We start from the raw sequence: 26,320 nt of genomic DNA on the forward strand, positions 1-26,320 counted from the left end.
GGGTGGCGTTGGCGTCCGCGGGACTGGTGGCCGGCGGCTGGGATCCCGCCCCGACCACCTGGGTGGCCTCCGGGTTCACCGCGGAGTCACCGGTCTCCGGCGGCTGTGGATCACTCATCGGGTTTCCAACCCCCTTGGGCCCTTGACGTCACGTCGCGCGTAACGCTAGCCCATACGACGGAGCACCGCCGCCCGCCTGGCGAGACTCATCGACCAGCGAGAAATCCGAGGATGTCGTGCCGGGTGACCACGCCCGCGGGCTTCCCGTCGACCAGCACCATCGCCCCGTCCGCGGCCGACAGCGCGTCCATCGCGACGCCCACCGGCTCACCAGCGCCGATGGTCGGCAGCGGCGGCGACATGTGCTGCTCGACCCGGTCGGCGAGCTGCGCCTTCCCGGTGAACAGCGCGTCGAGCAGGTCGCGCTCGTTGAGCGCGCCGGCCACCTCGGCCGCCATCACCGGCGGCTCGGCGTTGACGACCGGCATCTGGGAGACCTCGAACTCGCGCAGGATGGCGATGGCCTCGGCGACCGTCTCGTTCGGATGCACGTGCACCAGCTCGGGCATCGTGCCGTCCTTGCGGCGCAGCACGTCGCCGGCGGTCGCACCGGTGTGGTCGGGCGAGAGGAAGCCGTAGGAGGACATCCAGGTGTCGTTGAAGACCTTGGACAGGTAACCGCGGCCGCCGTCGGGCAGCAGCACCACGATCACGTCGTCCGGGCCGCAGCGGCGGGCCAGCTCGATCGCGGCCGCGGCGGCCATGCCGCAGGAGCCGCCGACCAGCAGGCCCTCCTCGCGGGCCAGGCGACGGGTCACCTCGAACGAGTCGGCGTCGGAGATCGGGATGATCTCGTCGCAGATGTCGCGGTCGTAGGTGGTCGGCCAGAAGTCCTCGCCGACGCCCTCGACCAGGTACGGCCGGCCGGAGCCGCCCGAGTACACGGAGCCCTCCGGGTCCGCGCCGATGATCTTCACGCGGCCGTCGGACACCTCCTTGAGGTACCGGCCCGTGCCGGTGATCGTGCCGCCCGTGCCCACGCCCGCGACGAAGTGGGTGATCTTGCCCTCGGTCTGCCGCCACAGCTCCGGACCCGTGGAGTGGTAGTGGCTCTCCGGGTTCTGCGGGTTGGCGTACTGGTTGGGCTTCCAGGCGCCGGGGATCTCGCGGACCAGCCGGTCGGAGACGTTGTAGTACGAGTCGGGGTGCTCCGGGGCGACCGCGGTCGGGCACACCACGACCTCGGCCCCGTAGGCCTTGAGCACGTTGCGCTTGTCCTCGCTGACCTTGTCCGGGCAGACGAAGACGCACTTGTAGCCCCGGCGCTGGGCGACCAGCGCCAGGCCGACGCCCGTGTTGCCGGAGGTCGGCTCCACGATCGTGCCGCCCGGCTTGAGCTCGCCCGAGCGCTCGGCGGCCTCCACCATGCGCAGCGCGATGCGGTCCTTGACGCTGCCGCCGGGGTTGAAGTACTCGACCTTGGCCAGCACCAGGGGCGCCAGACCGTCGACGAGGGCGTTCAACCGCACCAGCGGGGTGTTGCCGACGAGGTCGACTACGTGATCGACGTACTCCACCGAAGGCCCTTCTCGAATTGGCGTCTCGTGAACTGGCCGCAGCCTAACTCGTTCCGGGGAACCATCGTGGCTGCGTGGTGTTAATCCCAATGGAGGAGTCGACGATCTGACTGGTGGGAGAATGGAACGGGGGAGGTCGGTCATGGGTGTGATGCGGGGAGTTCGGTTCATCGCGCTGGCCGCCGGCACGCTCGGCGGGCTCTACGGCGCGGCATACGGGCTGCTCACGGGGCAGGCGCGGCGCGCGGAGCGGATCATCGGGCCGCCCGTCGCCCCGCCCTGGCTGGCCGACGGCGTCTACCTGCCCGACGGTTCCGGCCCCGTGCCGCCCTCCGACGAGGACGACGCCCTGCGGTTCGCCATGTTCGGCGACTCCATGGCGGCCGGCCTCGGTGTGGACTCCGCCGACCAGCTGCCCTCCGTCGTGCTGGCCCGCGGCCTGGCCGAGGAGGCCGACCGGCCCGTGCGCCTCGACACCTACGCCGTCGTCGGCGCCGCCACCAAGGACCTGCCGGCCCAGGTCGAACAGGCCCTGGTCACCCCGCCGCACGTCGCCGTGATCATCGTCGGCGCCAACGACGTCACCACGCTGACCACCGTCCCCGACGCCGTCGCCGGCCTCGAACGGGTGATCCGCACCCTCCAGGACGCCGGCTGCGGCGTGGTCGTCGGCACGTGCCCCGACCTCGGCGTGATCCGCCCCATCGCGCAGCCCTTGAAGTCCATCGCCCGGGTCTGGAGCCTGTTGTTGGCCCGGGGTCAGCGCAAGGCCGTGGCGCGGCTCGGGGCGATCCCCGTGCCCCTGGCCGACCTGCTGGCCCCCGAGTTCCTGGCCCGGCCGCGGGAGTTCTTCAGCTCCGACCAGTTCCACCCCAGCGCCGTCGGCTACGACGCCGCCTGCTCCGTGCTGCTGCCCGCCCTGTGCACCGTCGCCGGCGTGTGGACCGGCGGCCCGCTGCCCCGGCTGCCCTTCCGCTCCCCCTTGGCCGAGGCCCGCCGCCCCACGGCCAAGTTCATCGCCCGCCTCAACCTCCGCTTCGGCAAACCCGTGCGTCAGCTGGCTCAGTAACCGAGTTGTCCACAGGTCGCCAGTTGTCCACAGGCACCCCTGTTGCCTCATGTCAAGATGCCCGCTTGGGGGTAGTCGTTGCCTCACGAAGAATGCCCGCGTGGGCGAGGGCGGTGGCGAGGTGGGTGAGGTCGGGGGCGAGGACTTCGTGGGCCAGGGCGTCACACAGTGCGACGATCTCGCGGCGGAGGGCGGCGGGGTTGAGGCGCTGGTAGTGCTCGCGCAGGGCGTCGGTGTCGACGATGTCGACGGTGGTGTGGGTCAGGGTGCGTTGGTAGGGGGTTTGGGCGGTGTCGTGTTTCTTGTGGACGGTGGCGCCGTGGCGGGTTTTGGAGATCAGTTTCTGTTGCGGGGTGAAGAAGTTGATCTGGTCGCGGAGTAGGGCGTAGACGCCGTTGAGTAGGTCGAGTTGGGTCTCGCCGGTGTGGCGGTGGTAGCCGACGGTCTGGCGCACGACTGACCAGTTCTTCTGTTCGACGTGGGCGCCGTCGTTTTTGTGGCCGGGGCGGGCTCGGGTGAAGGTGATCTCGTGGTCGCGGCAGTAGGTCAGTAGGTGGGCGTTGATGAACTCGCTGCCGTTGTCGGAGTCGATGCCCAGCACGGGGAACGGGAACCCGGCCACGATCTGGTCGAGGGCGGCTAGGACCCAGACCTCGGCCTTGTTGCGCACGGCGCGGTTTTCGGTCCAGCCGGTGGCGATGTCGGTGACGGTCAGGGTCCAGGCGTGTTCGCCGGTGGCGTTGCCGCCGTCGTGGCTGACCAGGTCGATCTCCACGAAGCCGGGGTGGTCCTCGTCCCAGTCGGCCCAGGTGCGGATGGGAATCTGGGATTTGAGCAGGCTGCCGGGTTTGGTTCGGGCGCGGCCGTGGGGTTGCCAGCGGGCGCGGTCGGGGGCTAGGCGGCGGTCGATGGTGGCCGCGGACATGCGCGCCAGCTGGTAGCGGATCTCGTCGCTGATCGACAGCTCGCCGCAGGCCAGGAGGCGGTCGACGATGTCGGGGAGGAACGGGGCCAGGCGTTTGCCGCAGGGCGCGTCCAGGATCGCCCAGACCTTGCGTAGTGCCGTGATCACCTCGGGGCTGTACACGGGCTCGCGGGTTTTTCGTTGCGGAACACTGGGTTTCGGTCTGGGTGTGGTGCGCAGGGCTTTGCGGGCGTGGTCGCGGTGCCAGCCGGTCAACACGCACAATTCGTCCAAGATCCTGGCTTTGTCGGTCTTGGACGCTGATCGGTAGCGCCGGGCCAGCTGCCTGGTCACGGCCTCGCGTTCGCTCATCGTCAACCCCATCGATCACGATGAGTCACCGCTGCTGGTCAAGGTGAGATGCCACGCCGCCCGCGGGCATTCCTTCGTGAGGCAACGACTCATCCTCCCGGGCATTTTCAATGAGTCAACGCGGCACCTCGGTTTCAAGATCAACCCCGAGGCGGGCTTGGTAGGCTGGCGACGGGGCTGCCCCCCGGGTTGGGTGGGGGTCAGTCGCGTGGGGTCGGTCGCGTGGGGTCGGTCGCCTCAGCCGAGGGTGCGGAAGCGCTCGGGGGCTGCGGGGTCGCGGTCGACGACCTGGACCGGAGCCCAGGCCCACTGCCACACGACGCTGCCGGGCGGGCAGGAGAAGGTGACGCGGCCTCGGGTTCCCTCGATGTCGACGTCGGCCCAGGACACGCCGCGGAGCACCTCGGCCAGGGCGAGGACGGTGTCGTAGCCCTCGAAGGCCACGAACGAGGGCTCCTCGCCGAGCCGGTCGCGAAGGGCGGCCTCGACGCGTGTGCCGAGCGGGCTGAGGCTTTCCGGCAGGTAGCGCAGGAACGGGATGCCGGCGCCGAGAGGCGTGGCCCACGAGGCGAACTCGGGCTGCCCGGCCGGGGCGCCGATGAGCATCCCGGCCAGCCGCGGGTCCTCGCGGACGGCGCGGATCAGGGACAGAGCGGGCTCGGGCGTGCCGACGAGGAGCAGGACAGCGGTGGCACGGCTGGCGGCGAGGTCGTCGCACAGGCCGTCCAAGGACAGTTCGACGACGTCGAGGTGGCTGCGCAGGATCTGGGTGCCGGCGGCCCAGTAGGCGCTGGACTGGGCGGCGACGGCGATGCGGGTGTGGCCGGCCCGGCGGAGGAAGTCGGCGTAGATCCGCCAGCCGTGGGACTGGGCCGGGGCGATGCGGGCGACGTGGTCGCTCGGCTCGTCGGTGAGGGCGTCGAGCACGGCGGACGAGCACAGGAACGGCAGCTCCAGGGCCTCGGCCCGCGCGGCGACGGCCCGTGCGACGACGCTGTGGTACTCCCCGACGACGGCCGCCACGCCCAGTTGGGCCAGCTCGTCCACGGCCGCGGCCGCCCGCGCGGGGTCGGCGGCGGTGTCCCGGACCAGCAGCTCGAAGGGCATGTCGGCCGCCGCCAGTTCGAGCCCGGCCAGCAGGTGTCGGCCGGCCTCGGCCCAGCCGGGCGCGCTCAACGGGGCGAGGGCGCCGATCGTGTCGGTGTTCATACGTCCCCCAGATTCGAGAGCTGGACCACAGTCACGGGGTGGGTCCGGTCGCTAGACTCCGCAGGTTACCAATCAGTAGCGAACCGAAGGAGTTTCGCGATGCCCGAGGCCGTGATCGTCTCCGCCGCCCGCTCCCCGATCGGTCGGGCCGGCAAGGGATCGCTCGTGTCGATCCGCCCCGACGACCTGGCCGTGCAGATGGTCCGCGCGGCGCTGGACAAGGTGCCGGCGCTGGACCCGACCCAGATCGACGACCTGATCATGGGCTGCGGCCTGCCCGGCGGCGAGCAGGGGTACAACATCGGCCGCGTGGTGTCGGTGCTGATGGGCATGGACCACCTGCCCGGCTGCACGGTGACCCGCTACTGCGCCTCCAGCCTGCAGTCGATCCGGATGGCCTTCCACGCCATCAAGGCGGGCGAGGGCGACGTCTTCGTCTCGGCCGGCGTCGAGACCGTGTCGCGCTTCGCGAAGGGCAGCTCGGACGGCCTGCCGGACACCAAGAACCCGCTGTTCGCCGACGCTGAGGCCCGCACCGGCGCGACCGCCCAGAACAGCGGCGGCCAGTGGCACGACCCTCGCGAGGACGGCAACACGCCGGACATCTACATCGCGATGGGCCAGACCGCCGAGAACCTGGCCCTGCTCAAGGGCGTCAGCCGCGAGGAGATGGACGAGTTCGGGGTCCGCTCCCAGAACCTGGCCGAGAAGGCCATCGCCGACGGCTTCTGGCAGCGCGAGATCACCCCGGTGACGCTGCCGGACGGCACGGTCGTGTCGGCCGACGACGGTCCGCGCGCGGGCGTCACGCTGGAGAAGACGGCCACGCTCAAGCCGGTGTTCCGCCCCGACGGCCGGGTCACGGCCGGCAACTGCTGCGCCCTCAACGACGGCGCGGCCGCGGTGGTCGTGATGAGTGACACCAAGGCCAAGGAGCTGGGCCTGACCCCGCTGGCCCGCATCGTGGCCACCGGCGTCTCGGGCCTGTCCCCGGAGATCATGGGCCTCGGCCCGGTCGAGGCGTCCAAGCGGGCGCTGGCCAAGGCCGGCCTGTCCATCGGGGACATCGACCTGGTCGAGATCAACGAGGCGTTCGCCGCCCAGGTCATCCCGTCCTACCAGGACCTGGGCATCCCGCTGGAGAAGCTGAACGTCAACGGCGGCGCGATCGCGGTCGGCCACCCGTTCGGCATGACCGGCGCCCGCATCGCCACCACGCTGATCAACTCGCTGCAGTTCCACGACAAGCAGTTCGGCCTGGAGACGATGTGCGTCGGCGGCGGCCAGGGCATGGCCATGGTGCTGGAGCGCCTGAGCTGATCCCCCAGCTGTGACGATCACAGGCCGGCGTCGACCACGACGCCGGCCTTGTTCGTCACCACGTGCACGGGGTTTTTGGTGTGCAGCAGTGTGCCGCAGCCGAGGTTGTCGAAGGACCCGGCCAGCCGTTGGGCCAGGAACGTGAACAGGGTGCTGGCCGCGCCGGGGTCCGGCGACGGGGCGACCTTGGTGAAGCGGGCGTCCAGCTTGGTCCGCTGCAGGCCCGTGGTGAACAGCTGCCGGCAGTAGCCCTGCGGCGTCTCGGCGCGGGTGTTGATCGCCGGCATGTCCACCCCGACCCGGTAGAGATTCGTCTTGGTGACACTGGTCTTCGTGCCGTCCAGCACCATCGGGTCGTTGGTCGGCACGAGGGCGATCGGCGCCGCCTGCCGGGTGGCGGCCTGCAGCTCGTCCAGGGCCAGCGAGGTGACCTGCCGGCCGCTGGCCAGGTCGGCCGCGGTGTACGGCGTGCAGCCCAGCGCCGGGTCGACGAAGGCGTCGAGCAGCACGTTGTCGCTGCCGTTGGACAGCTTGGCCCTGGTCTTGGCGCGCACCTTCCGGAAGCCCAGCTTGGACTCGTTGGCCGGCGTGTCCTGCGCTACGCGGCCGTCCCGGGCCTGCAGGTACGTCGTGGTGACGTTGTCGCTCTGGTCCTGGTCGACCAGGCCGAAGTCACGGGTGGTCATGCACGGCCGGCCGTCCTTGCCGGTGCCCAGCGGCGGGATGACGAGCTTCTTGCCGGCGATCGCGTTGTTGGCGGCGGCGAAGAACGGCTGCGCGTTGCAGTAGGCGTACTGCCCGAACACGCCGGTGTGGTCGCCGTTCACGCACGTGCCGGTGTCGCCACGCAGCGTCAGGTTGGTGCCGTTGAAACCGAACCAGATGCCGACGACGGCGCCACGCGGCAGGGCCGGCGGCGTCGGCGCGATGGCCGGCTTGCTGCCCCTGTCGATCACCAGCGGGTCGTACACGGACAGCTTGCCGGTGGCCGGGTCGAGAATCGTCGCCTGCACGAACGCCGACTGGTCGGCGTTGGTCTCCTGGCAGCGGCCGCGGGCCGCGCTCAGCACGTACGGCGTGGCCAGTCCCTTTGCCGACAACGGGTTGGCCGGCACCTGGAGCGTGCAGTCCGGGTTGGCGATATCGGCCTGGTTCGCCGCCAACTGTGGATCTCCTTGCACGGCAACAGATGCCACCACGGCCACGGCGGCGGCGACCACCGCGAGCGCCGGCACGCCGAGGGCGAGCCGGCTGCGCACGGTGAGCTTGCGCAGTTGGGGCAGCATGAACGTCGGCCGGATGGTCTTCCAGCGCATGGGTCTTTCCGTCACAGGTCTCTCCTCCATGAGGGCCCACTCCACCGACCCGCACTACGCGGCACGTTCGGTTCGGGTTCACCCGCAACGGAAATCCACCCGTTACAACGCGAGGTCGCGCCGGTGCCTGATCCGGCCAGGGAAGGCACCGGTCACGAGCGACCTCGCTCCGCGCGGAACGCGCGGCATGTAGCGGAAAGCGCCGACATCCTCACGGATGCCGGCGCCTTCTGGCAAGACCTGTTCGCCTTGGTTGACTAATTGCGTTGCAACTGCGCGAGCAGGTTGAGGATCTCGATGTACAGCCACACCAGCGTGACCATCAGTCCGAACGCGATGAACCAGGCGAACCTGGCCGGCGCGCCGGCGCGGATGGCCCGGTCGGCCTGGTCGAAGTCCAGCAGCAGGTTGAACGCGGCGATGCCGATGAACACCAGACTCACCACGATGGCCAGCGGGCCGTTGCCTCGGATGCCGAGGTTGAGGCCGAAGAAGGACATCAGCAGGTTGAGCAGCATGATCGCCGCCGCGCCCATGGTCGCGCCGATGATCCACTTGGTCAGCCGCGGCGTCACCTTGACCGCGCCGGTCCGGTAGAGGACCAGCATGGTGGCGAACACCACGACGGTGCCGATGATGGCCTGCACGGCCACGCCCGGCACCAGGTAGTCGATGACGCGGGTGATGGTGCCGAGGAACACGCCCTCGACGGCCGCGTAGGCCAGCACCAGCGCCGGGTTGGTGGACTGCTTGAACGTGATGAACAGCGCCAGCCCGAAGCCGACCAGCGCCGCCAGCAACGCGAAGGCAGGCGGGAGTCCGACCCATGCGGTCAGCCCGCCCACCACGACGGTGGTGCCCAGCGCGGCCGCGGTCTTGGTGACCACGTCGTCGGCCGTCATCGGCCGGTCGGCGGCGGTGGGCGGCGCGGGCGGGTAGCCGTACCCCGTCTGCTGCTGCCCCTGATAGCCGAAGCCCGCGTAGCCGCCCTGGCCCTTGCCGGACAGCGTGCGGAACGCCGGGTTGCTCGATGTGCGCACCTGGTCCTCCTGGAACGTGTGGCGCCTACAGCCCGTACAACGGTAACCGTGGTCGATCGGTTCCCTCTGGGGCAAAGGTCACTTTACCAACATGGACGAACGGGCACTGATCCGTTCGGCGTAGCGGTCAACTCCTTCACACCGTATTGACACTCTAGGTGTGCTCGGACATCCTCCCGCTGGCGGCTTGCCCGTCGCCCGCGGGCCAGCCAGGCTCGCAGGGCGGCCACCACGGCTTTCTCGTTCCGTCGGGGGAACGAGCCCCGGACGCCGCCGTCGAAGACGTCCGACCTAACGAGGGGCACCGCGCCGCGGGGAAGCGGCACGGCGCCCGTGAGGGAGCGCAGGACCGTTATGGGACTGAGCAAACTGGTCGCTGGGGTGACCGGGATCACGATGTTGGCCGGGGCGGCCATGCTGGCCGCGCCGATCACCGCGTCGGCCAACACCGGCAGCCGCGGTGTCGGCCAGGAGGTGACACCGGCCCAGCCGTACCACGGCAACCAGGATCCGTCCGACTGGCTGGGGTCCTACGTGGTGGGCGGCAAGGACGTGTACTGCGTCCGCTTCGCGCTCAACGCGCCCGACAGCGACACCCAGTACAAGCCGGGTGAGCCGCTCAAGGACAAGTGGGGCAAGGACCTCGACCCCGTCGTCGCGGCCAAGATCTCGTACCTGCTGCTGCGCTACGCGGGCACCAAGGACGCCGACCAGGCGGCCGCGCTCGCGCACCTGCTGCACAGCTACACCTCCGGGGTGCCCGCGGGCGACCCGAGGCTCGATCCGGCCAACGACTTCAACCACATCGGCTACGACATCGCGGGCCACCTCGACAAGCTCAAGGCCCAGCACCCCAAGGCCGCCGACGCCGTGATGGCCGAGGAGGCCGACGCGACGGCCAACCAGGGCCCCTGGGACGTCGCCGTGACCGCCCCGACCGGCGCCCAGATCATCGGCACGCCGGACAAGTGGACGGTCAAGGTCACCCACGCCGGTACCGACAAGGCGATCACCGGCGCGCCGGTGAAGCTGACCGTCACCGACGGCACCGTCGACAAGGACACCGTGACCACGCCGGCCGACGGCAGCCCGCTGGTCGTCAACGTCACGCCGACCGGTCCCAAGCCGACGGTCAAGGTGGACCTGAGCGCCCCGGCCGACCAGCCGGTCGTGCAGGCGCCGGTGAACACCGGCGGGGCCATCCAGTGGATCGTGTCCACGGGCGGCGAGAAGGCCCTGACCGCGAACGCGACCACCACCGCCAAGACCGCGCCCGGCGCCGTCAAGGTGACCAAGGTGGACAGCAAGACCAACGCCGGCCTTGCGGGCGTGCAGCTGCGGATCACCGCCAAGGACAAGACCGCCGCGGCCGTGAAGCAGGACGGCACTGCCCTCAACGGAACCGACGGCAAGCCGCTGGTCGTCACCACCGGGGCCGACGGCACCGCCACCGTCGACAATCTCCAGACGCCGCAGGACATCTGCCTGATCGAGGTGGCCGCGCCGAGCGGGTACGACGAGAACTTCGACGCCTCGTCGCCGCCCAGCGTCTGCGGTTCCATCGAGCCGGGCAAGACCCTGGCGTTGCAGCTGGCCAACACGCCGAACAAGCCGACCGTGCCGGTCAAGATCCCGGCCGGCGGCTCGCCGATGGTCGCCGACGCGGCCACCGTCACCGAGATCGACCCCGGCGCGCTGGCCGGGATCGGCGGCCTCCTGGTGATCGCGCTGGGCGGCGTCGGATTCCTGCTGCGTCGCCGGCGGATCGCCTCGCGAGGCTGAGCAGGCTCATGGGTAAGCACCGGGCGTCGGGAGCCCGCTGGCCGGTCTCGGCCGGCGGGTTCCCCGTCGCGGGCCGATCCAGGTACCGGAGTCCGAACGCCGCCGCGGGCACCGCGGTCAGCGGCGTGGTCGGGTTGACGATGATCGCCGTCGCAGCCGGGGCGACGCTGTTCGGCCAGCCACAGCACGTTCCGGGCTCGCCGCTGCCGGTCGGCCACACCCAGACCGTCGACCCGCAGGCCGGCCCGGCCCCCGTGGCCGCGCCGTCCACCACAACGACATCGCCGGCCGCTCCTCCGCCGCCGAAGACGTCGGCCACCCCGCAGCCGCCGGGGCCGAACACCGTACTGCTGCCCAAGGGCGGCCGGGCCTCGCTCGTGCGCAGCGGTGTCGCCGGCGACGGCACGCTCCAGATCCCGAACGGCGTGAGCAAGGCCGCGCTCTGGGGCGCCGCGCTGGACGGGTCGGCCGGGGCGACGCTGATCGCCGGGCACATCAACTGGGACGGCGTCGCCGGGCCGTTCGCCGAGCTGTGGGGCGCGCAGGCCGGGCAGCACGTCACCGTCGTCGACGGCAGCGGCAAGCAGCTGACCTACGTCGTCGACCAGGTCCTCACCGTGGGCAAGGACAATCTGCCGCAGCACGCGGACGAGCTGTTCGGCCAGAGCGGTCCGCACCGGTTGGTGCTGGTCACGTGCGGTGGCAAGTGGGTCGGCGGCGCGCTGGGCTACGACGAGAACCGCGTGGTGATCGCGCACCCCGTGCCCTGACGACAACCGAGACGGGGTCTGCGTCGTCTCAACCGTCATGGGGCTCAGGCAGAGGTGGGGTTGGCTGACCACCGCGGTGGCGATGGTGCTGGCCGTGGTGGTCGTGATCGTGATGGGACAGGGATCGGGGCAGCGCACCACGTCGCAGGCGGGACCGACCACCACCACGACCAACCCGGGGCCGATCACACCGGCCGGCCAGGCCACCTCAGCCGGCCCCACGCCGACGTTGTCCGCGCCGACCGGCGCCCAGCCGGCGTGGATGCACAAGCTCAAGCCGGGCGAGAAGCCGCCGCAGTTCATCATGTTCTCCTTCGACGGCGGCGCGTCCGGCGCGCACTGGGCGAAGGTGCTGCCGATCGCCGAGCGGACCGGCGCCAGGGTGACCGCCATGCTGTCCGGGCCGTACCTGATCCCCGACCACGAGGGCGCCGAGTACACCGGGCCGGGGCATCCCAAGGGGGCCAGCGAGATCGGCTTCGGCGGTTCGGACGCCGACATCAAGGCCCGCGTCGAGTACCTCAACCGCGCGCTGGCCGACGGCATGGAGTTCGGCACGCACTACAACGGCCACTTCTGCCAGGGCGTCGAGCCCAGCGTCGGCGCGTGGTCGACCGCGGGCTGGAACTCGGAGCTGGACCAGTTCTTCTCGTTCCTGCGTGAGATCGACGGCAAGGGCCTGAAGATCACCCCCGACATGATCAAGGGCGGCCGCACGCCGTGTCTCGAGGGCAACTGGGACCAACTGTTCCCGTCGATGAGGTCGCACGGTTTCGTCTATGACACCAGCCATGTCTCATTCGGCGTGACCTGGCCGACCGTCGACCGCGGGCTGTGGGAGTTCCCGCTGCCCGAGGTGCGGGTGCCGGCGCTGGACAAGAACGTCGTGATGATGGACTTCAACTTCTGGTACCTGCTGGACGGGGCCAAGGAGGGCGACGACGCGCGGGGGCCGGAGTTCACGCCGATCGTGCTGGACACCTACCGCTCGGTGTACCAGACCGTGTTCAACGGCAACCGGGCCCCGCTGGTGATCGCCAACCACTTCAACGACTGGGCCGGCGGCGCCTTCTCCGGCGCGGTCGAGCAGTTCATGAGCGAGACCTGCGACAAGCCGGAGACCGTGTGCGCCACGTACTCGCAGGTGATCCAGTGGCTGCAGCTGCAGGACCCGGCCGTGATCGACTCGCTGCGCGGGCTGCCGGCGGCGCACAACTGAGCCGGTCGTCCGACGAAAGTCGGGGGTGGACGGTCGGAAGGTGTCTAGCCGGGAGCCGTAGAAAGGGCTTACTGTGGAGATCCGCCGCGCCCTTGCCCAGCCGTACAAGGAGTGAGCGATGTCCGCAGCGAAGACCGTCAAGCGCGCCGAGAAGGCCGTCCGCAAGGCCGCCCGCCGCACGTGGGTGAAGCCCGACTTCAACGACTACGACACGCCGATGGAGGTCACCGCGTACGCCGCGCGGGTCTGACCTGTCAAGGGGTTCCCGTTGGAAAGGACCATTCCTCTCGTTGAACGTGAGGAATGGTCCTTTCACCCACGCCCATCGAGGAGTCGATCATGTTGGCGGCCGAGGACTTCATCGCCGAGCTGCGCGCTCTGGCGCCGCGGTACTGGCACGACCACCCGTTCCACCTGCGCCTGCACGAGGGCAGCCTCAGCCGTGACGAGCTCCAGTTGTGGGCGGCCAACCGCTGGTACTACCAGCGTTGCCTGCCGCAGAAGGACGCCGCCATCCTGGCCAACTGCCCCTTGCCGCAGGTCCGGCGGTACTGGATGGAGCGGATCGTCTACCACGACGGCACCCGTGACGGCGAGGGCGGCGCGGAGAACTGGCTGCGCATGGCCGAGGCCGTCGGACTGGACCGATCCGAGGTTCTGGACGAACGCCATGTGCTGCCGGGCGTGCGGTTCGCCGTCGACGCCTACGTGAACTTCGCTCGCACCAAGCCCTGGGTGGAGTCCATCGCCTCCGGGCTGACCGAGATGTTCTCCCCCGGGCTGATGAAGCGCCGGCTGGCCGACATGCGGGAGCGGTACCCGTGGATCGGCGAGGAGGGCTTCGCCTACTTCGTGTCCCGCCTGACCGTGATCGCCGGCGAGGGCAAGTCCACTTTGGACATAGTGGTGGAGCACGCCCGGACGCGGGAGCAGCAGCAGGCCTGCGTGGCCGCCCTGGCCTTCAAGTGCGACGTGTTGCAGGCGATCCTGGACGCCGTGGACTACCACTCATGACGTCGTTGGACTCCGTTCCCCGGGTGCGGCGCGGTGTGCGGTGCACGTACGACAAGACCCGGGACAGCGATGTCGTGCTGTTCCCGGAGGGTGTGCTGCTGTTGAACGAGACCGCCGCCGCCGTGGTGTTGCGGTGCGACGGCGCGTCCAGCGTCGGCGACATCGCCCTGGCGCTGGCCGACGAGTTCGACGGCGTACAGCCCGATGACGTGATCGAGCTGGTTGATCGGTTGGTGGCGCGACGGGTGGTGGACGTTGACTGAGGCTCCCTTGGGCTTGTTGGCCGAGCTGACCCACCGGTGCCCCCTACACTGCCCGTACTGCTCCAATCCCGTCGAGCTCGTTCAGCGGGCCGACGAGTTGGACACCGTTACGTGGCAACGGGTCTTCGACGAGGCCCGGGAACTCGGGGTGCTTCAGGTGCACCTGTCCGGCGGGGAACCGTTGGCCCGCCCCGATCTGCCCTCATTGCTGGCCCACGCCAGCGGTCTCGGCTGCTACACCAATCTCGTCACCAGCGGCCTCGGTCTGACCGCTCCCCGCCTGGCCGACCTGGTCGACCGCGGCCTGGATCACGTGCAGCTGTCAGTGCAGGACTCGGATCGCTTGAACGCCAACCTGATCGCCGGCGTCAAGGGCTTCGACCGCAAGCTCACCGCCGCCGCGTTGATCAAGGACGCCGAGCTGGCGCTGACCGTGAACGCCGTGCTGCACAAGGCCAATCTCGACCACATCGGCGGCATCATCGCGCTGGCCGAGCAGATGGGCGCCGATCGCCTGGAGCTGGCCAACACCCAGTACTACGGCTGGGCCCTGCGCAACCGCGCCGCCCTGTTGCCCACCCGTTCTCAGCTCGCCGCCGCCCTGCCCGTGGTCCAAGCAGCCCAGCAGCGGCTGGCCGGGCAGATGGAGATCGTGTACGTCGTCGCCGACTACCACGAGGCCAATCCCAAGCCCTGCATGTACGGCTGGGGTTCTCGTCAGCTCACCGTCTCCCCCAACGGCGACGTGCTGCCCTGCCCCGCCGCCAGCGTGATCACCTCACTGCCCGTGCAGAACGTTCAGCGGTCTTCGCTGTCCGAGATCTGGTACGACTCCCCCACGTTCAACGCCTACCGTGGCACCTCGTGGATGCAGGAGCCGTGTCTTTCCTGCCCCCGCAAGGAGATCGACTTCGGCGGCTGCCGATGCCAGGCCTTCCAGCTCACCGGCGACGCCGCCGCCACCGACCCCGTGTGTACCCTGTCGCCCGATCATGGCTTGGTGCAAGAGATCCTGGGCACGGAGATCACCCCATCCCGCCCCGCCTTCGCCATGCGGCGGTCCGTGTGAGGGTTGTCGTTCTCGGCACCGCCGCCGGCGGCGGCTTCCCCCAGTGGAACTGCGCCTGCTCCCTGTGCGTCCGTGGCCGCTCCGGCGCTCTACCCTCCCGCACCCAGGATTGCCTTGCCGTCAGCGGCAATGGCGTCGACTGGTGGCTGCTCAACGCCTCTCCCGACATCCGTACTCAGCTCTTGGCGTCTAAGGCATTCACCCCCGGCCCCGGCCGCCGCGACACCCCTGTCCGCGGCGTCCTGCTCACCTCCGCCGAGCTCGACCACTCCCTCGGCGTCTTCTCCCTTCGTGAGGGCGGCGGGCAGCACCTCTACGCGCCGGCCAACGCAGTGACCGCCCTCCGCTCCCCACTCGGTCTCGGCCCCGTCCTCGACCGCTACGCCGGCTGGTCCTGGCACTCCGCCCCTTTCGGGGAGCCTGTCGAGCTGGCCGGCCTCATCGCCACCGCCCACCCCGTCGGCGTCAAACGCCCCAAGTACGCCCCCGAGCTGCCCGGGCCCTGGGTCGTCGCCTACCGCCTCCACGACCCCTCCACCGGCGGCACCCTGCTCTACTCCCCTTGTCTCGCCACATGGTCCGCCGACTTCGAGGCGTTGCTGTCCGGCGTCGACTGCCTCTTCCTCGACGGCACCTTCTGCTCCCCCGACGAGATGGGCGTCCGCACCGGCCACTCCAAGGGCCAGTCGTCGATGGGCCACATCCCCGTACTCGGCGATTCCGGCAGCCTCGGGCAGCTGCGCCGTTTCCCCGGCCTGCGGCGGATCTACACCCACCTCAACAACACGAACCCCTTGCTGGATCCCGAATCCCCGGAATCCGCGGAGATCACCGCCGCGGGCGTCGAAGTGGTGCCCGACGGCACCGCCTTCACGCTGTGACGAGGGATTTGCCCATGCCGGATCGAGTCCACCCCATGACGTCGACCGGGCGGGGATGTTCGGTGGTCCACCGGCGATACACCCGGACCGCGACGTCCTCCGAACACCACCATCGCTCGCACGGGCCCGACGTCTCCGCGACGATCGGCAGCCACAGGCACCGACTCACCCTGGGGCGGCCCAGAGTTGAGCTCAGCCGACTAAGGTTTGTGCATTGAGCGGGCTGGTGGCCGCATAGTTGACTCCACAGTGCTCAACTCTGGAGGGTGGCCATGGCGCGGGCGGTCGGCATCGATCTGGGGACGACGAACTCGGTGGTGGCGGTGCTCGAAGGCGGGGAGCCGAGGGTGATCGCCAACGGGGAGGGGGCCAGGACGACGCCGTCGGTGGTGGGGTTCGCCCGCAATGGCGAGGTGCTGGTGGGGCAGCCGGCGAAGAACCAGGCGGTGACGAACGTGGAGCGCACGGTCCGGTCGGTGAAACGGCACATGGGCACGGACTGGCGGCACGGGGAGCACACGGCGCAGGAGATCGCGGCGAGGGTCCTGATGAAGCTGAAGCGGGACGCGGAGGCGTACCTGGGGGAAGAGGTCACGGACGCGGTGATCACGGTGCCGGCCTACTTCGAGGACGCGCAGCGGCAGGCGACCGAGGAGGCGGGACGGATCGCGGGCCTGAACGTGCTACGGATCGTGAACGAGCCGACGGCGGCGGCGCTGGCCTACGGCCTCGAACGGCAGGAGCAGACGATCCTGGTCTTCGACCTGGGCGGCGGCACCTTCGACGTCTCGCTGCTGGAGCTGGGCGACGGGGTGGTGGAGGTCAAGGCGACGAGCGGGGACAACCACCTGGGCGGAGACGACTGGGACCAGCGCGTCGTGGACTGGCTGCGCGGCCGCGTCGCGGTGGATCTGACGAAGGACAAGATGGCGATGCAGCGGCTCCGGGAGGCGGCGGAGAAGGCGAAGATCGAGCTGTCGGCGACCACCTCGGCGACGGTCAACCTGCCCTACATCACGGTGGACGGGGACAAGAACCCGCTGTTCCTGGACGAGACGATCAGCCGCGCGGAGTTCGAGCGCATCACGAAGGACCTGCTGGACCGGTGCCGCGAGCCGTTCGAGAACGTGCTCAAGGACGCCGGCCTGCGGGCCGAGGACATCGATCACGTGGTGCTGGTGGGCGGCTCGACGCGGATGCCGGCGGTGGTGGAGCTGGTCACCGAGCTGAGCGGCCGGGAGCCGAACAAGGGCGTGAACCCGGACGAGGTGGTGGCGCTGGGGGCGGCGTTGCAGGCGGGGGTGCTGAAGGGCGAGGTGAAGGACGTCCTGCTGCTGGACGTCACGCCGCTGTCGCTGGGCATCGAGACGCTCGGCGGCGTGATGACCCGGCTGATCGAGCGCAACACGACGATCCCGACCAGCCGCACCGAGGTCGTCACGACGGCGGGCGACAACTACACCTCCATCCCGGTGCAGGTCTACCAGGGCGAACGCCCGATGACGGCGGACAACCGGCGGCTGGGCATGTTCGAGCTGACGGGCCTCGCGCCGGCGCCGAGAGGGGTGCCGCGCATCGAGGTGCGCTTCGACATCGATGTGAACGGCATAGTTCAGGTGTCGGCCAAGGACCTCGACACGGGCGCCGAGCAGTCGATGACGGTCACGGGCGGGTCGGCGCTGCCGAAGGCGGAGATCGACCGCATGATCCGGGAGGCGGCGGAGCACGCGGAGCGGGACCGCCTGCGCCGCGAGGAAGCGGAGCTGCGCAACACGGCGGAATCGTTGCTGCACAACGCGGACGCGTATCCGCCGGAGCAGATCGCGGCGGTGCGCAAGGCGTTCGACGACGGCGACATGGACGCCCTCAAGGCCGCCTTCGCAGCGATGCGCCCATGACCGAGGACCGGCCGGTGCACTCGATCTCGGCGGCGGCCGAGCTGGTCGGACTGCACCCGCAGACCCTGCGCACGTACGAGGCGCACGGCCTGGTGCGTCCGTACCGAGCGGACAACGGCCAGCGGCGCTACTCGGCCCGTGACATCGAACGACTGCGCCAGATCCGGGACCTCTCGCAGCGCGAAGGGATCAACACCGCCGGCATCCGCCGCATCATCGAGCTCCAGGAGCTGTTGCTACGACTGCAAACCGCACTCGGCGGCCGGTGACCTGTGGTTAGCTCGCCCCGTGCGTGTTGTCATCGCGGAAGACCTGCTGCTGCTCCGGGACGGCCTGATCCGGCTGTTGGAGGCGCACGGCTTCGAGGTCGTCGCCGCCGTCGAGTCCGGGCCGGAGCTCAAGGCCGCCCTCACCGAGCACAAGCCCGATGTGGCCGTTGTGGACGTCCGGCTGCCACCGACCTTCACCGACGAGGGGCTGCGCGCGGCCATCGAGGCCCGCCGGACCAGGCCGGGCCTGCCGGTGCTGGTGCTGTCCCAGTACGTCGAGCAGCTCTACGCCCGCGAGCTGCTGTCGGACCGCAGCGGCGGCGTCGGCTACCTGCTCAAGGACCGGATCTCGGACGTGAAGCAGTTCCTGGACGCGGTGCGCCGGGTGGCCGACGGCGGCACGGCGATGGACCCCGAGGTGGTGGCCCAGCTGCTGAGCAGCCGCGAGCGCGACGCCCCGATCACCTCGTTGACGCCGCGGGAGAAGGAGGTGCTCGGGCTGATGGCCGAGGGCCGCTCCAACGCCGCGATCGCCGGCCGCCTGTTCGTCACGGAGAAGGCGGTGGGCAAGCACACCAACAACATCTTCACCAAGCTCAACCTGCACCAGCACGAGGACGACAACCGCAGGGTGCTGGCGGTGCTGGCCTACCTGAACGGCTGATCCACCCGATCGGGTGGCGCGCCAGGTAGGGTTCGGGGCGGTGTGCCGGGAAGTCTGGTCGGCGGTGGTTTCGGTGACCCCGGCGAAAGGCGTGCCAGCGATGCAGAGCGTGGAGACGATCCTTCTGCTGGTGGTGCTGGCCACCGTGGTCGCCACGTTCGCCCGGCGGCTGAGCATTCCCGCGCCGTCGCTGCTCGTGGTGGCCGGTGTCGTGGTGGGGCTGCTGCCCGGGGTGCCGGAGGTCCGTGCGACGCCGGAACTGGTCAGCCTGGTGGTGTTGCCGCCGCTGATCTACGCGGCCGGCGAGGAGATGCCCTGGCGGGACCTGCGGGCGGTCTGGCGGCCCGTGACCGTGCTGGCGATCGGCCTGGTGCTGGCCTCGGCCGGCGTGGTCGGGCTGGTCGCGGCGTTTGTCGCGCCGCTGCCGGCGAGCATGGCGTTCGTGCTGGGCGCGGTGTTGGCCAGCACCGACCCGGTGGCGGTGAGCGCGCTCGGTAGACGGCTGTCGCTGCCGCCCCGAATCCAGGTGCTGGTGCAGGCGGAAAGCCTGTTCAACGACGCGACCAGTCTCGTGCTGTTCCGGCTGGCCGTGCTGGCGGCGATCGCCGGCGGGGCGGTCTCGTTCGAGTCGGTGGCCAGCGAGTTCGTGGTGCTGGCCGGGGGCGGCCTCGTCGTCGGTCTGGTGGTGGCGGGCGGCATCTGGCTGATCCGTCGGCGGACCGTGGATCCGGTGCTGGAGACGGTGATCGCGCTGATCAGCCCGTACTCGGCGTACGTGCTCGCGGAGACCATCGGCGGCTCGGGCGTGACCGCCGTGGTGGTGTGCAGCGTCGTGCTCGGCGCGCAGACGCCGAAGCTCACCACCGCGCACATCCGGCTCCAGATCGACGCCGTGTACGGCACGGTGATCTTCATCCTGGAGAGCGCCGTGTTCGCGCTGATCGGGCTCCAGCTTCCTTACCTGGTGCGGGCCTTGGCCGGCTCGGATCCGGGCTGGCCGTGGCAGGCGCTGGTGATCACCGCCGCGCTGATCGTCATCCGGTTCCTGTGGATCTTCCCGCTGGGCTGGATCATGCAGCTGCGGCGCGGAAACCGCCGCCTCAACTGGCGAACGTCCACAGTGGTCTCCTGGGCGGGGGCCCGGGGCGTGGTGCCGCTGGCGGCCGTGCTGTCCATCCCGCTGCTGACCGACGACGGCCAACCGGTTCCGCAGCGCGACCTCGTGCTCGCGCTGGCCACCACGGTCATCGTGATCACGTTGGTGGCTCAGGGCTTCACGCTCGCGCCGCTGGTCAAACGGGCCGGCATCGCCCGCACGCCGGCCGAGGCCCGCAAGGAGCAGGAGATCGCGAACATGCGGCTGGCCGAGGCCGGTCTCGCGCATCTGGAGCAGCTCTACGACCTCGAGACCGTGCCGCACGAAGTGCTCGACCGGGCCCGCCAGGGGCTGCTGGCCCGCATCGACCACGGCAGCGAGACCCCCGAGGAGCCGCCCGGCTCATCGGCCGCCACCGTCTACCGGCGGCTGCGCCGCGAGCTGCTCGCGGTGGAAATGGCCGAGCTGACAAGGCTTTTCGACGACGGCGACATCGACGACAGCACCCGCCGACGGCTTCAGCGCACCCTCGACCTGGAGGACGCTCGCCTGGGCGACGACCCGTGAACCCGGGAGAAGTTCCCGGCCGGCTGGGATCGCACCCCCTGGCGACCGGGCCGGCCGGTGACATTCCCTTGGACCATGCGAAAGATCGTCACCCTGCTGGCCGCGGCCGCGCTCATGACCGGCACCGCCACGCTCGCCCACGCCGACCCGCCCGAACAGGGCAAGGTGTGCAGCGGCGCCCGGGCGATCGCGCCGGACATCATCGCCAACACGTGCATGGAGTACACCATCTCCGACGCCGCCTACGTGCTCGCGGTGGTCTTCGTCGACAACAACAGCTCCTACACCCTCACCGGCCACGCCGACCTGTTGTTCCTCGGCACCACCATTCCCGGCCCCACCACGTCCATTCCGCCGCACACCACGCACACCGGCTTCGACGGCATCGAGATCCGGCAGCCTCCGGGCACCGTCAACGACTGGCTGGCCCGCGGTTTCGTCAGCACCGGCGGCTGGAGCACGTACACCTACAGCAAGTGACTCAGGCGCCGATGTAGGTCAGCAGGAACTCGGCCACGCCCAGGACGGCCGCGGTGGACTCGGGGATGTCCGGCACGAACAGGTGCCAGAAGTGCATGAGATCGGGCCATATCTCCAGGTTCGCCCGGCCGCCCGCGGCCAGCACGCCGGCGACCAGCGTGCGGGCGTCGTCGACGAGGACCTCGCGGTCGGAGGCGTGCACCATGAGCGGCGCGAGGCCGGAGAGATCGGCGAACAGGGGCGAGGCCAGCGGCTCACGGGGATTGGCCCCGCCGAGGTAGTCGACGGCGCAGGCAAGCGCTTGCGCCCGGCTGTAGATGGGGTCGTCCTCGGCGAACTTCTCGTACGACTCGCCGCTGGCGGTGAGATCGAACAGCGGGCTCAGGCAGGCGCCGGCGGCGGGCTGCGGTAAGCCGAGGTCGCGGGCCGCGAGCAGGGCCGAGACGACCAGGCCGCCGCCGGCGGTGTCGCCGAGCAGCACCACCCGCCCCGGCGAATACCCCTCGGCCAGCAGCCATTTGTAGGCCTGCACAACGTCTTCCACCGCGGCCGGGAACGGGTGCTCGGGCGCGAGGCGGTAGTCGGGCAGCAGCACCGGCATGCCCATCACGGTCGCGAACTGCGAGGCGAAGCCGCTGAACGCCGCCGCCGAGCCGGCCCGAAAGCCGCCGCCGTGCAGGTAGAGCAGAACCCGATCCATCGCGCCGCCCTGTGGCCGCACCCACACCGCCGGGCAGCCGCCCGCGTCGGTCCGCCCCGTCATCACGCCGTCGGCCAGCGGGATCGCGCCCAGCGCCAGGTCCATCGATTCGCGTGCCTGCCGCACGCCGGCCGGGCCGGCGGCGGGCTCGGGCCGTGGACTGGCCCGGATCGCCGTGAGCAGCGCCTCGAACTCGGGACTGGGCATCGCGTCATCTCTACGGGAGCAGGGAGACGAACCTACATCAGCCAGGTACCAACTCCGTGACGCCCGTCACCAGGCCGAATGAATGTCCGCGACACGCCGCCCACCTGCTTGACGTTTCACGTGAATCACACTTGCAAGTACTGAAAACAGCGCCCATAATCGGTAGTCGAGACACGGGGAGGTTGTCATGTCGGTGGCCGCCGAAAAAGAGCAGACCGAGCGGCTGCTGGCCAACGTCGAGGCGATCGAGGAGGTCGCCGGCACGCTGCCCAGCGGTGCGCCCGGGCGCAGCAAGCTGTACGACGTGGCCGACAACCTGTTGGCCTCGGCCATGCCGATCCGGCCAGTGGTGGCCGCCGACCTGCTCGACCTGACCGAGAAGACGGTGCGGGCCTGGGCCAGCGAGGGCGTGCTGCTGGTCAGCGAGCAGGAGCCGACCATGCGGCTGGAGCCCCGCCGGGTGCACGAGGTGATGCACCTGGTCCGGGAGATCCGCCGCATCGGCCGCACCCGCGGCCTGCTCGACGAGGTGCACCGCCGGCTGAGCGACCAGGCCCTGCTCGAACGCGAGGATCTGGCCGAGAGCCTCGACCAGATCGTCCGGGGCGAGGGAACGATCGTGCGCGCCGGGACGACGATCACTGAGTGATCGAAGTAGTCGAGACCCGCGTCGCCTCGGCGCAGGCCACGCTGCTGCGTGGACCGGCCCGCAAGGCGTACGAGTCCTTCCTTGACGACCTCGCCCACCGCGGCTGCGCCGCCCTGGGCTACCGCGTCACGGGCCCCGCGCCGCTGCCGAGACTGTGCGTGCGCCACCTGCGTGACAACGACCGCGTCGTGGTCGCCTTCGAGGGCGCCACCCGGGCCTGGATCGTGCTCGTCGGCCCGCACGAGCAGACCGACCCCGGCCGCAACGTCTACGACGCCCTGTACCAGCTGGCCGGCACCTGGCCCACCGACAACACCCGCCGCACCAAGCCCAGCTGCTGCGATCCCCGCACCGGAACACCCCCGTCGGCCGACGCCGAGGTGATCGACGACCTGGTCCGCCGGGCCCGCGCGCTGGCCCGCGGCGGCCGCCGTCTCTGGTGACTCAGGAATCCGCGGACTTTCCCCCAATGGGTGAGGGCCAACGTTCCGCAATCGGGTTAATTACTCTCTGTGCCCCCGATCGGACTCGAACCGACACTCTGACCCTTTTAAGGGGCCTGCCTCTGCCTGATTGGGCTACGGGGGCGTGGGGAGCCTAAGCCGTGGGACTGCCCAAGGTCAGGTACTTACAGCCAATTGAGACCCTGTTCGCCCACCCGGCGGATCGGCGGGCATCCGGTGGAGGTACAAGCCCACAGGTCAACGGCCCCGATCGGCGGCGAGCAGCTCGCCGAAACGCACGGCCACCCACTCGTGCACGGCGTCGGACACGTCGGTGCTGCCGGCGCGGTGCTCGAACCAGCGCCAGTCGCAGTTGACGTTGACCTCCAGGAAGACGTGCTCACCGTCGACGAGCAGCAGGTCGAAGGCGGCGACCTGGAGCCGCCAGTGGCGGGCCAGCGCCAGCAGCCGGTCGCCCAGCCCCTCGGGCACGTCGGTGGGCTTGACCGAGACGTTGTCGGGGTCGACCCACAGCTGGGCGGGGTCGTACTTGTCGACCTGGTAGCCGATGAGCCGGTCGCCCACGACGAAAACCCGCAGCTCGGTGTCGGCGGCGAGGTACTGCTGCACGATCACCGGCGCGGTCTCGGGCACGTCGCCGGCGCGGGAGGTGTCCAGCGGCCGGGGGAACAGGCCGTGCTGGACGCCCGGGCGCGGCTCGACGAGATGCCGCCCGGCGGTTTTGACGATGCACTGGCCCCCGCCGGGCCTGCTCCGCCCGGGCTGGGTCGTCACGGCCGTCCTGGGCGTCCTCAGCCCGAAGGCGGCGGCATCGGAGAGCTGGATGAGACGGTTCAGATGCCCGGTCGCCCGCGCGGGGTTCACGTGGGCCCACTCGCTGCGCTCGGTCAGCCAGCCGGCGACGGTGCCCCACTGGTCCAGCGCGTAGGCGCCGCTGATCGTCCGCGGGTCGACGGGCATGGCAGTGAGCTCGAAGTGCCGGCGCCAGACCAGCAGCGGCCGCAGCAGCCAGCGGTTGAGCTCGATGAGGGGCGTGTCGGTGTAGATCGTCAACGCCAGGTCGAGGCAGCGGTCCACGTCGATGCGGGCCATCCGGATGCCCCGCTCGGCCAGGGCGATGGACAGCTCGTTCATCTCCATGTCGGCCGACCGGGCCAGCACCAGCACGCACGGCGAGGGCTCACCGGTGTCCTCGACCATCTCGAGGCGGTGGATCTGCTCCTGGAAGTCGAAGCAGCCGCTGGGCGCCCGGAACACGTAGTCCTGGCCCTGGAGCAGCAACGGGGTGGGGCGGGCGGGGAGCATCGGCTGGGGCGGGCCGTCCGACTGGGCCCGCCCAGCGCCGATCATGCTCAGTCGTCCTTCTTGCTGCGGGAGATCCGCTCCGCGCGTGCGTACTCGGCAGCGAACTCCGCGAGCGCCTGGTCCTCGATCTCGCCGCTGCGCAGTTGCGCGGCCAGGTCCTCCATCGACATCGCGGTCACCTCTTTCCCCGAAGGCGCATCACACGTTCAGGCGATCCGCCCCGGGTAGTTTCGGGACCCGCCTAACGCAATGTCAAGACGACTGACACAGATCATAGCCCATTCGGCGGATCAAGCCCGGCGTGTCGTACGCCGATAGCTACTTTCTCAGCTCTTCGTGACCCGATCGAACTCGGCCCGCGGGTCGTTGATCTGCCCCAGCGAGACCACCTCGCGCTTGAGCACCCACGAGCCCAGCCAGTCGAAGGCCACCCGCACCTTGCGGTTGAACGTGGGCATCCGCGACACGTGGTAGGCGCGGTGCATGCCCCACGCGATGAAGCCCTTGGCCTTGATGCCGTAGACGTCCGCGACACCCTTGTACAGGCCGAGGCTGGCCACCGAGCCCGCGTACTTGTGCAGGTAGGGCTTGGGCTTGCGGCCGCGCAGCACGGCCACGATGTTCTTGGCCAGCTGGTTGGCCTGGCGCACGGCGTGCTGGGCCGACGGGCTGCACGTGGCGGCCGGGTCGACGTCGGTCTTGGACAGGTCCGGCACGGCGGCGTTGTCGCCCGCCGCCCAGGCGCCGTCGAGACCCTGCACCTGCATGGTGGCCGTGCAGATCACCCGTCCACGCTGGTCGAGCGGCAGATCCGTGTCGTTCAGGACCGGGTTGGCCTTCACGCCGGCGGTCCAGATGATGGTGTCGCTGTCGAACTCGGTGCCGTCGTCGAGGACGACGTGGCCGCCCTCCATCGTCTTCACGCGGGTGTCCAGGTAGCACTCGATGCCGCGGGCCTCGAGCTGCTTGACGGTGTAGACGCCCAGGCTGTCGCGCACCTCGGGCATGATCCGGCCGGTGGCCTCGACCAGCACCCAGCGCATGTCGGCCGGGTCGAGGTTCTCGTAGTAGCGCAGCGCGTAGCGGGCCATGTCCTCGAGCTCGGCCAGCGCCTCGATGCCGGCGTAGCCGCCGCCGATGACCGTGAACGTCAGCAGGCGCTTGCGGATGTCCGCGTCGTCGGTGGTGGACGCCAGGTCCAGCCGCGACAACACGTGGTTGCGCAGGTAGATGGCCTCGCCGATGGTCTTGAAGGCGATGCCGCGGTCGGCCAGGCCCGGGATCGGCAGCGTGCGGGCCACCGAGCCGAGGGCGACGACCAGCACGTCGTAGGGGATCTCCTCGACGTGACCGTCGGTCATCGTGACGGTGGCGACCTTGTCGGCGTCACTGATCTTGGTGACCCGGCCGGTCAGCACGTGGCACTTGCGCAGCACCCGGCGCAGCGGCACCACCACGTGGCGCGGCTCGATGGAGCCGGCAGCGGCCTCGGGCAGGAACGGCTGGTAGGTCATGTGCGGCTGCGGGTCGACAACCGTGACCGACGCTTCGCGGGACCTCAGCTTCTTCTGCAGGCCCAACGCGGTGTACATGCCGACGTAACCGCCGCCGACGATCAGGATCCTCGCGGGTTCCGACTTCACTGCCGCCATACCTGCAATGGTCGCACCCGTCGCCAGGGGCCGCCGTCCACAACCGGCCCGATGTGACGGCCGTCCCCCGTGAGCATGATCACTGTGCGTGCCCGCGACGCCGGCATTGACGGCTTGATCCCGGTTGGCCGAATCGGTTCACCGACCGAACGGCCCAGAGTCGGCGCATCCTACGGTCACTCTTGGTCATCTGCGACCACCATCGCGCGGCGGAACACGTCCCGCACCATCTCCTGGGTCAGCCGCCCGGTGAAGGTGTTGTGCGGGCTGACGTGGAAGCAGCCCATGAGGGTCAGCGGAGCGCCGCCGTCGGTCGCCGGCAGCCGCACCTCCACGCCGTGCCCGAACTTCGGCCGCGGCTTCGGCACCGTCCAACAGGCGGCGCTCAGCACCGGCAGCAGCGCCTGCCAGCCGAACGCCCCGAGCACCACCACCGCCCGTAGCGTCGGCCGCAGCAGCTCCAGCTCCTGCGCCAGCCACGGCCGGCAGTTGTCCCGTTCCTCCGGCGTCGGCTTGTTCTCCGGCGGCGCGCACCGCACCGGCGCCGCCATCCTCACGTCCACC

Annotated in this window: 27 protein-coding genes and 1 tRNA gene; 17 read left to right on the forward strand and 11 right to left on the reverse strand. The window is 70.2% G+C overall.

From position 1 onward, the window contains the following. Positions 1-206: 206 nt before the first annotated feature. Positions 207-1,577 carry a cystathionine beta-synthase gene (locus KUTG_RS22220; RefSeq protein WP_043719255.1) on the reverse strand — a complete coding sequence of 457 codons (1,371 nt, stop codon included), beginning with the start codon at positions 1,575-1,577 and terminating at the stop codon, positions 207-209. 142 nt (positions 1,578-1,719) lie between these two features. Between KUTG_RS22220 and KUTG_RS22225 the strand changes: the two genes are divergently transcribed. Next, a complete protein-coding gene (locus tag KUTG_RS22225) occupies positions 1,720-2,646 on the forward strand; it encodes an SGNH/GDSL hydrolase family protein (protein WP_043719257.1) in 927 nt (308 codons plus the stop codon). A gap of 52 nt (positions 2,647-2,698) precedes the next feature. Here KUTG_RS22225 and KUTG_RS22230 read toward each other — a convergent pair whose 3' ends face one another. Together KUTG_RS22230 and KUTG_RS22235 are read right to left on the reverse strand one after the other, a co-directional pair. Next, complete coding sequence (locus tag KUTG_RS22230; protein WP_157494705.1) at positions 2,699-3,922, reverse strand: integrase catalytic domain-containing protein; 1,224 nt, start codon at positions 3,920-3,922, stop codon at positions 2,699-2,701. 237 nt (positions 3,923-4,159) lie between these two features. Beyond that, positions 4,160-5,131, reverse strand: coding sequence for an ABC transporter substrate-binding protein (locus KUTG_RS22235; protein WP_043719261.1), 972 nt, complete (start codon positions 5,129-5,131; stop codon positions 4,160-4,162). Between the two features lie 99 nt (positions 5,132-5,230). Between KUTG_RS22235 and KUTG_RS22240 the strand changes: the two genes are divergently transcribed. Then, positions 5,231-6,451, forward strand: coding sequence for an acetyl-CoA C-acetyltransferase (locus KUTG_RS22240; protein ID WP_043719262.1), 1,221 nt, complete (start codon positions 5,231-5,233; stop codon positions 6,449-6,451). 17 nt (positions 6,452-6,468) lie between these two features. On the opposite strand, the gene KUTG_RS22245 is transcribed toward KUTG_RS22240, so the two are convergent. Further along, positions 6,469-7,782, reverse strand: a complete 1,314-nt coding sequence (locus KUTG_RS22245) for a hypothetical protein (protein WP_198047275.1) — start codon at positions 7,780-7,782, stop codon at positions 6,469-6,471. A 242-nt stretch (positions 7,783-8,024) separates the two neighbouring features. Further along, positions 8,025-8,807, reverse strand: a complete 783-nt coding sequence (locus KUTG_RS22250; protein ID WP_043719264.1) for a Bax inhibitor-1/YccA family protein — start codon at positions 8,805-8,807, stop codon at positions 8,025-8,027. Between the two features lie 381 nt (positions 8,808-9,188). On the opposite strand from KUTG_RS22250, the gene KUTG_RS22255 reads away from it, so the two are divergent. The 13 genes from KUTG_RS22255 (at position 9,189) to KUTG_RS22310 (ending at position 20,779) form a co-directional block, all read left to right on the forward strand. Further along, entirely contained in the window at positions 9,189-10,589 is a 1,401-nt protein-coding gene (locus tag KUTG_RS22255; RefSeq protein WP_232240893.1) for a SpaA isopeptide-forming pilin-related protein, read from the forward strand. An 8-nt stretch (positions 10,590-10,597) separates the two neighbouring features. Next, positions 10,598-11,359: a class F sortase gene (locus tag KUTG_RS53740; protein WP_052395219.1), complete on the forward strand. Its 762-nt coding sequence runs from the start codon at positions 10,598-10,600 to the stop codon at positions 11,357-11,359. A gap of 37 nt (positions 11,360-11,396) precedes the next feature. Further along, positions 11,397-12,578, forward strand: coding sequence for a polysaccharide deacetylase family protein (locus tag KUTG_RS22265; RefSeq protein ID WP_043719268.1), 1,182 nt, complete (start codon positions 11,397-11,399; stop codon positions 12,576-12,578). Positions 12,579-12,696: 118 nt separating this feature from the next. Further along, positions 12,697-12,828, forward strand: a complete 132-nt coding sequence (pqqA, locus tag KUTG_RS65295) for a pyrroloquinoline quinone precursor peptide PqqA (protein WP_063753550.1) — start codon at positions 12,697-12,699, stop codon at positions 12,826-12,828. A gap of 53 nt (positions 12,829-12,881) precedes the next feature. Next, entirely contained in the window at positions 12,882-13,592 is a 711-nt protein-coding gene (gene pqqC, locus KUTG_RS22270) for a pyrroloquinoline-quinone synthase PqqC (protein ID WP_052395222.1), read from the forward strand. Beyond that, positions 13,589-13,855: a pyrroloquinoline quinone biosynthesis peptide chaperone PqqD gene (gene pqqD / locus KUTG_RS22275; protein ID WP_043719271.1), complete on the forward strand. Its 267-nt coding sequence runs from the start codon at positions 13,589-13,591 to the stop codon at positions 13,853-13,855. Before pqqC ends, pqqD begins: the two co-directional genes overlap by 4 nt. Then, the gene (gene pqqE / locus KUTG_RS22280) at positions 13,848-14,924 is read left to right on the forward strand and encodes a pyrroloquinoline quinone biosynthesis protein PqqE (protein ID WP_043719273.1); all 1,077 of its coding nucleotides are present in this window, start codon (positions 13,848-13,850) and stop codon (positions 14,922-14,924) included. The genes pqqD and pqqE overlap by 8 nt, the downstream gene beginning before the upstream one ends. Continuing rightward, positions 14,921-15,805 carry a pyrroloquinoline quinone biosynthesis protein PqqB gene (pqqB, locus tag KUTG_RS22285; RefSeq protein WP_043719275.1) on the forward strand — a complete coding sequence of 295 codons (885 nt, stop codon included), beginning with the start codon at positions 14,921-14,923 and terminating at the stop codon, positions 15,803-15,805. The genes pqqE and pqqB overlap by 4 nt, the downstream gene beginning before the upstream one ends. Positions 15,806-16,077: 272 nt before the next feature. Then, positions 16,078-17,703: a molecular chaperone DnaK gene (gene dnaK, locus KUTG_RS22290; protein ID WP_084581256.1), complete on the forward strand. Its 1,626-nt coding sequence runs from the start codon at positions 16,078-16,080 to the stop codon at positions 17,701-17,703. After that, positions 17,700-17,972: a heat shock protein transcriptional repressor HspR gene (locus tag KUTG_RS22295; protein ID WP_052395224.1), complete on the forward strand. Its 273-nt coding sequence runs from the start codon at positions 17,700-17,702 to the stop codon at positions 17,970-17,972. Before dnaK ends, KUTG_RS22295 begins: the two co-directional genes overlap by 4 nt. A 19-nt stretch (positions 17,973-17,991) precedes the next feature. After that, positions 17,992-18,636: a LuxR C-terminal-related transcriptional regulator gene (locus tag KUTG_RS22300; RefSeq protein WP_043719278.1), complete on the forward strand. Its 645-nt coding sequence runs from the start codon at positions 17,992-17,994 to the stop codon at positions 18,634-18,636. Between the two features lie 100 nt (positions 18,637-18,736). Then, positions 18,737-20,299, forward strand: a complete 1,563-nt coding sequence (locus tag KUTG_RS22305; protein ID WP_043730250.1) for a Na+/H+ antiporter — start codon at positions 18,737-18,739, stop codon at positions 20,297-20,299. A 75-nt stretch (positions 20,300-20,374) separates the two neighbouring features. Further along, a complete protein-coding gene (locus KUTG_RS22310) occupies positions 20,375-20,779 on the forward strand; it encodes a hypothetical protein (RefSeq protein WP_043719280.1) in 405 nt (134 codons plus the stop codon). Position 20,780: 1 nt separating this feature from the next. Here the strand turns inward: KUTG_RS22310 and KUTG_RS22315 are convergent, their stop codons facing one another. Continuing rightward, positions 20,781-21,686 (reverse strand): alpha/beta hydrolase, encoded by a 906-nt coding sequence (locus KUTG_RS22315; protein ID WP_043730253.1) that lies wholly within the window; start codon positions 21,684-21,686, stop codon positions 20,781-20,783. A 187-nt stretch (positions 21,687-21,873) separates the two neighbouring features. Here KUTG_RS22315 and KUTG_RS22320 point away from each other — a divergent pair, with 187 nt between their 5' ends. After that, positions 21,874-22,335, forward strand: coding sequence for a hypothetical protein (locus KUTG_RS22320; protein ID WP_157494706.1), 462 nt, complete (start codon positions 21,874-21,876; stop codon positions 22,333-22,335). After that, on the forward strand, positions 22,332-22,778 hold the full coding sequence (locus KUTG_RS22325; RefSeq protein ID WP_043719284.1) for a hypothetical protein: 447 nt from the start codon (positions 22,332-22,334) through the stop codon (positions 22,776-22,778). Before KUTG_RS22320 ends, KUTG_RS22325 begins: the two co-directional genes overlap by 4 nt. A 70-nt stretch (positions 22,779-22,848) precedes the next feature. Here the strand turns inward: KUTG_RS22325 and KUTG_RS22330 are convergent. The 5 genes from KUTG_RS22330 to KUTG_RS63820 form a co-directional block, all read right to left on the reverse strand. Continuing rightward, positions 22,849-22,923 (reverse strand) — tRNA-Leu (locus KUTG_RS22330). Between the two features lie 113 nt (positions 22,924-23,036). Beyond that, complete coding sequence (locus KUTG_RS22335) at positions 23,037-24,149, reverse strand: ATP-grasp domain-containing protein (RefSeq protein WP_043719286.1); 1,113 nt, start codon at positions 24,147-24,149, stop codon at positions 23,037-23,039. A 2-nt stretch (positions 24,150-24,151) separates the two neighbouring features. Then, on the reverse strand, positions 24,152-24,274 hold the full coding sequence (locus tag KUTG_RS65300) for a hypothetical protein (protein WP_255360895.1): 123 nt from the start codon (positions 24,272-24,274) through the stop codon (positions 24,152-24,154). Between the two features lie 156 nt (positions 24,275-24,430). Continuing rightward, complete coding sequence (locus tag KUTG_RS22340) at positions 24,431-25,756, reverse strand: NAD(P)/FAD-dependent oxidoreductase (protein WP_043719287.1); 1,326 nt, start codon at positions 25,754-25,756, stop codon at positions 24,431-24,433. 176 nt (positions 25,757-25,932) lie between these two features. Further along, positions 25,933-26,320 (reverse strand): uracil-DNA glycosylase family protein (locus KUTG_RS63820; RefSeq protein ID WP_043719290.1); only part of this gene is annotated, 388 nt, incomplete at its 5' end.

Origin of the sequence: Kutzneria sp. 744 (assembly GCF_000568255.1) — a bacterium.
GTDB lineage: Bacteria > Actinomycetota > Actinomycetes > Mycobacteriales > Pseudonocardiaceae > Kutzneria.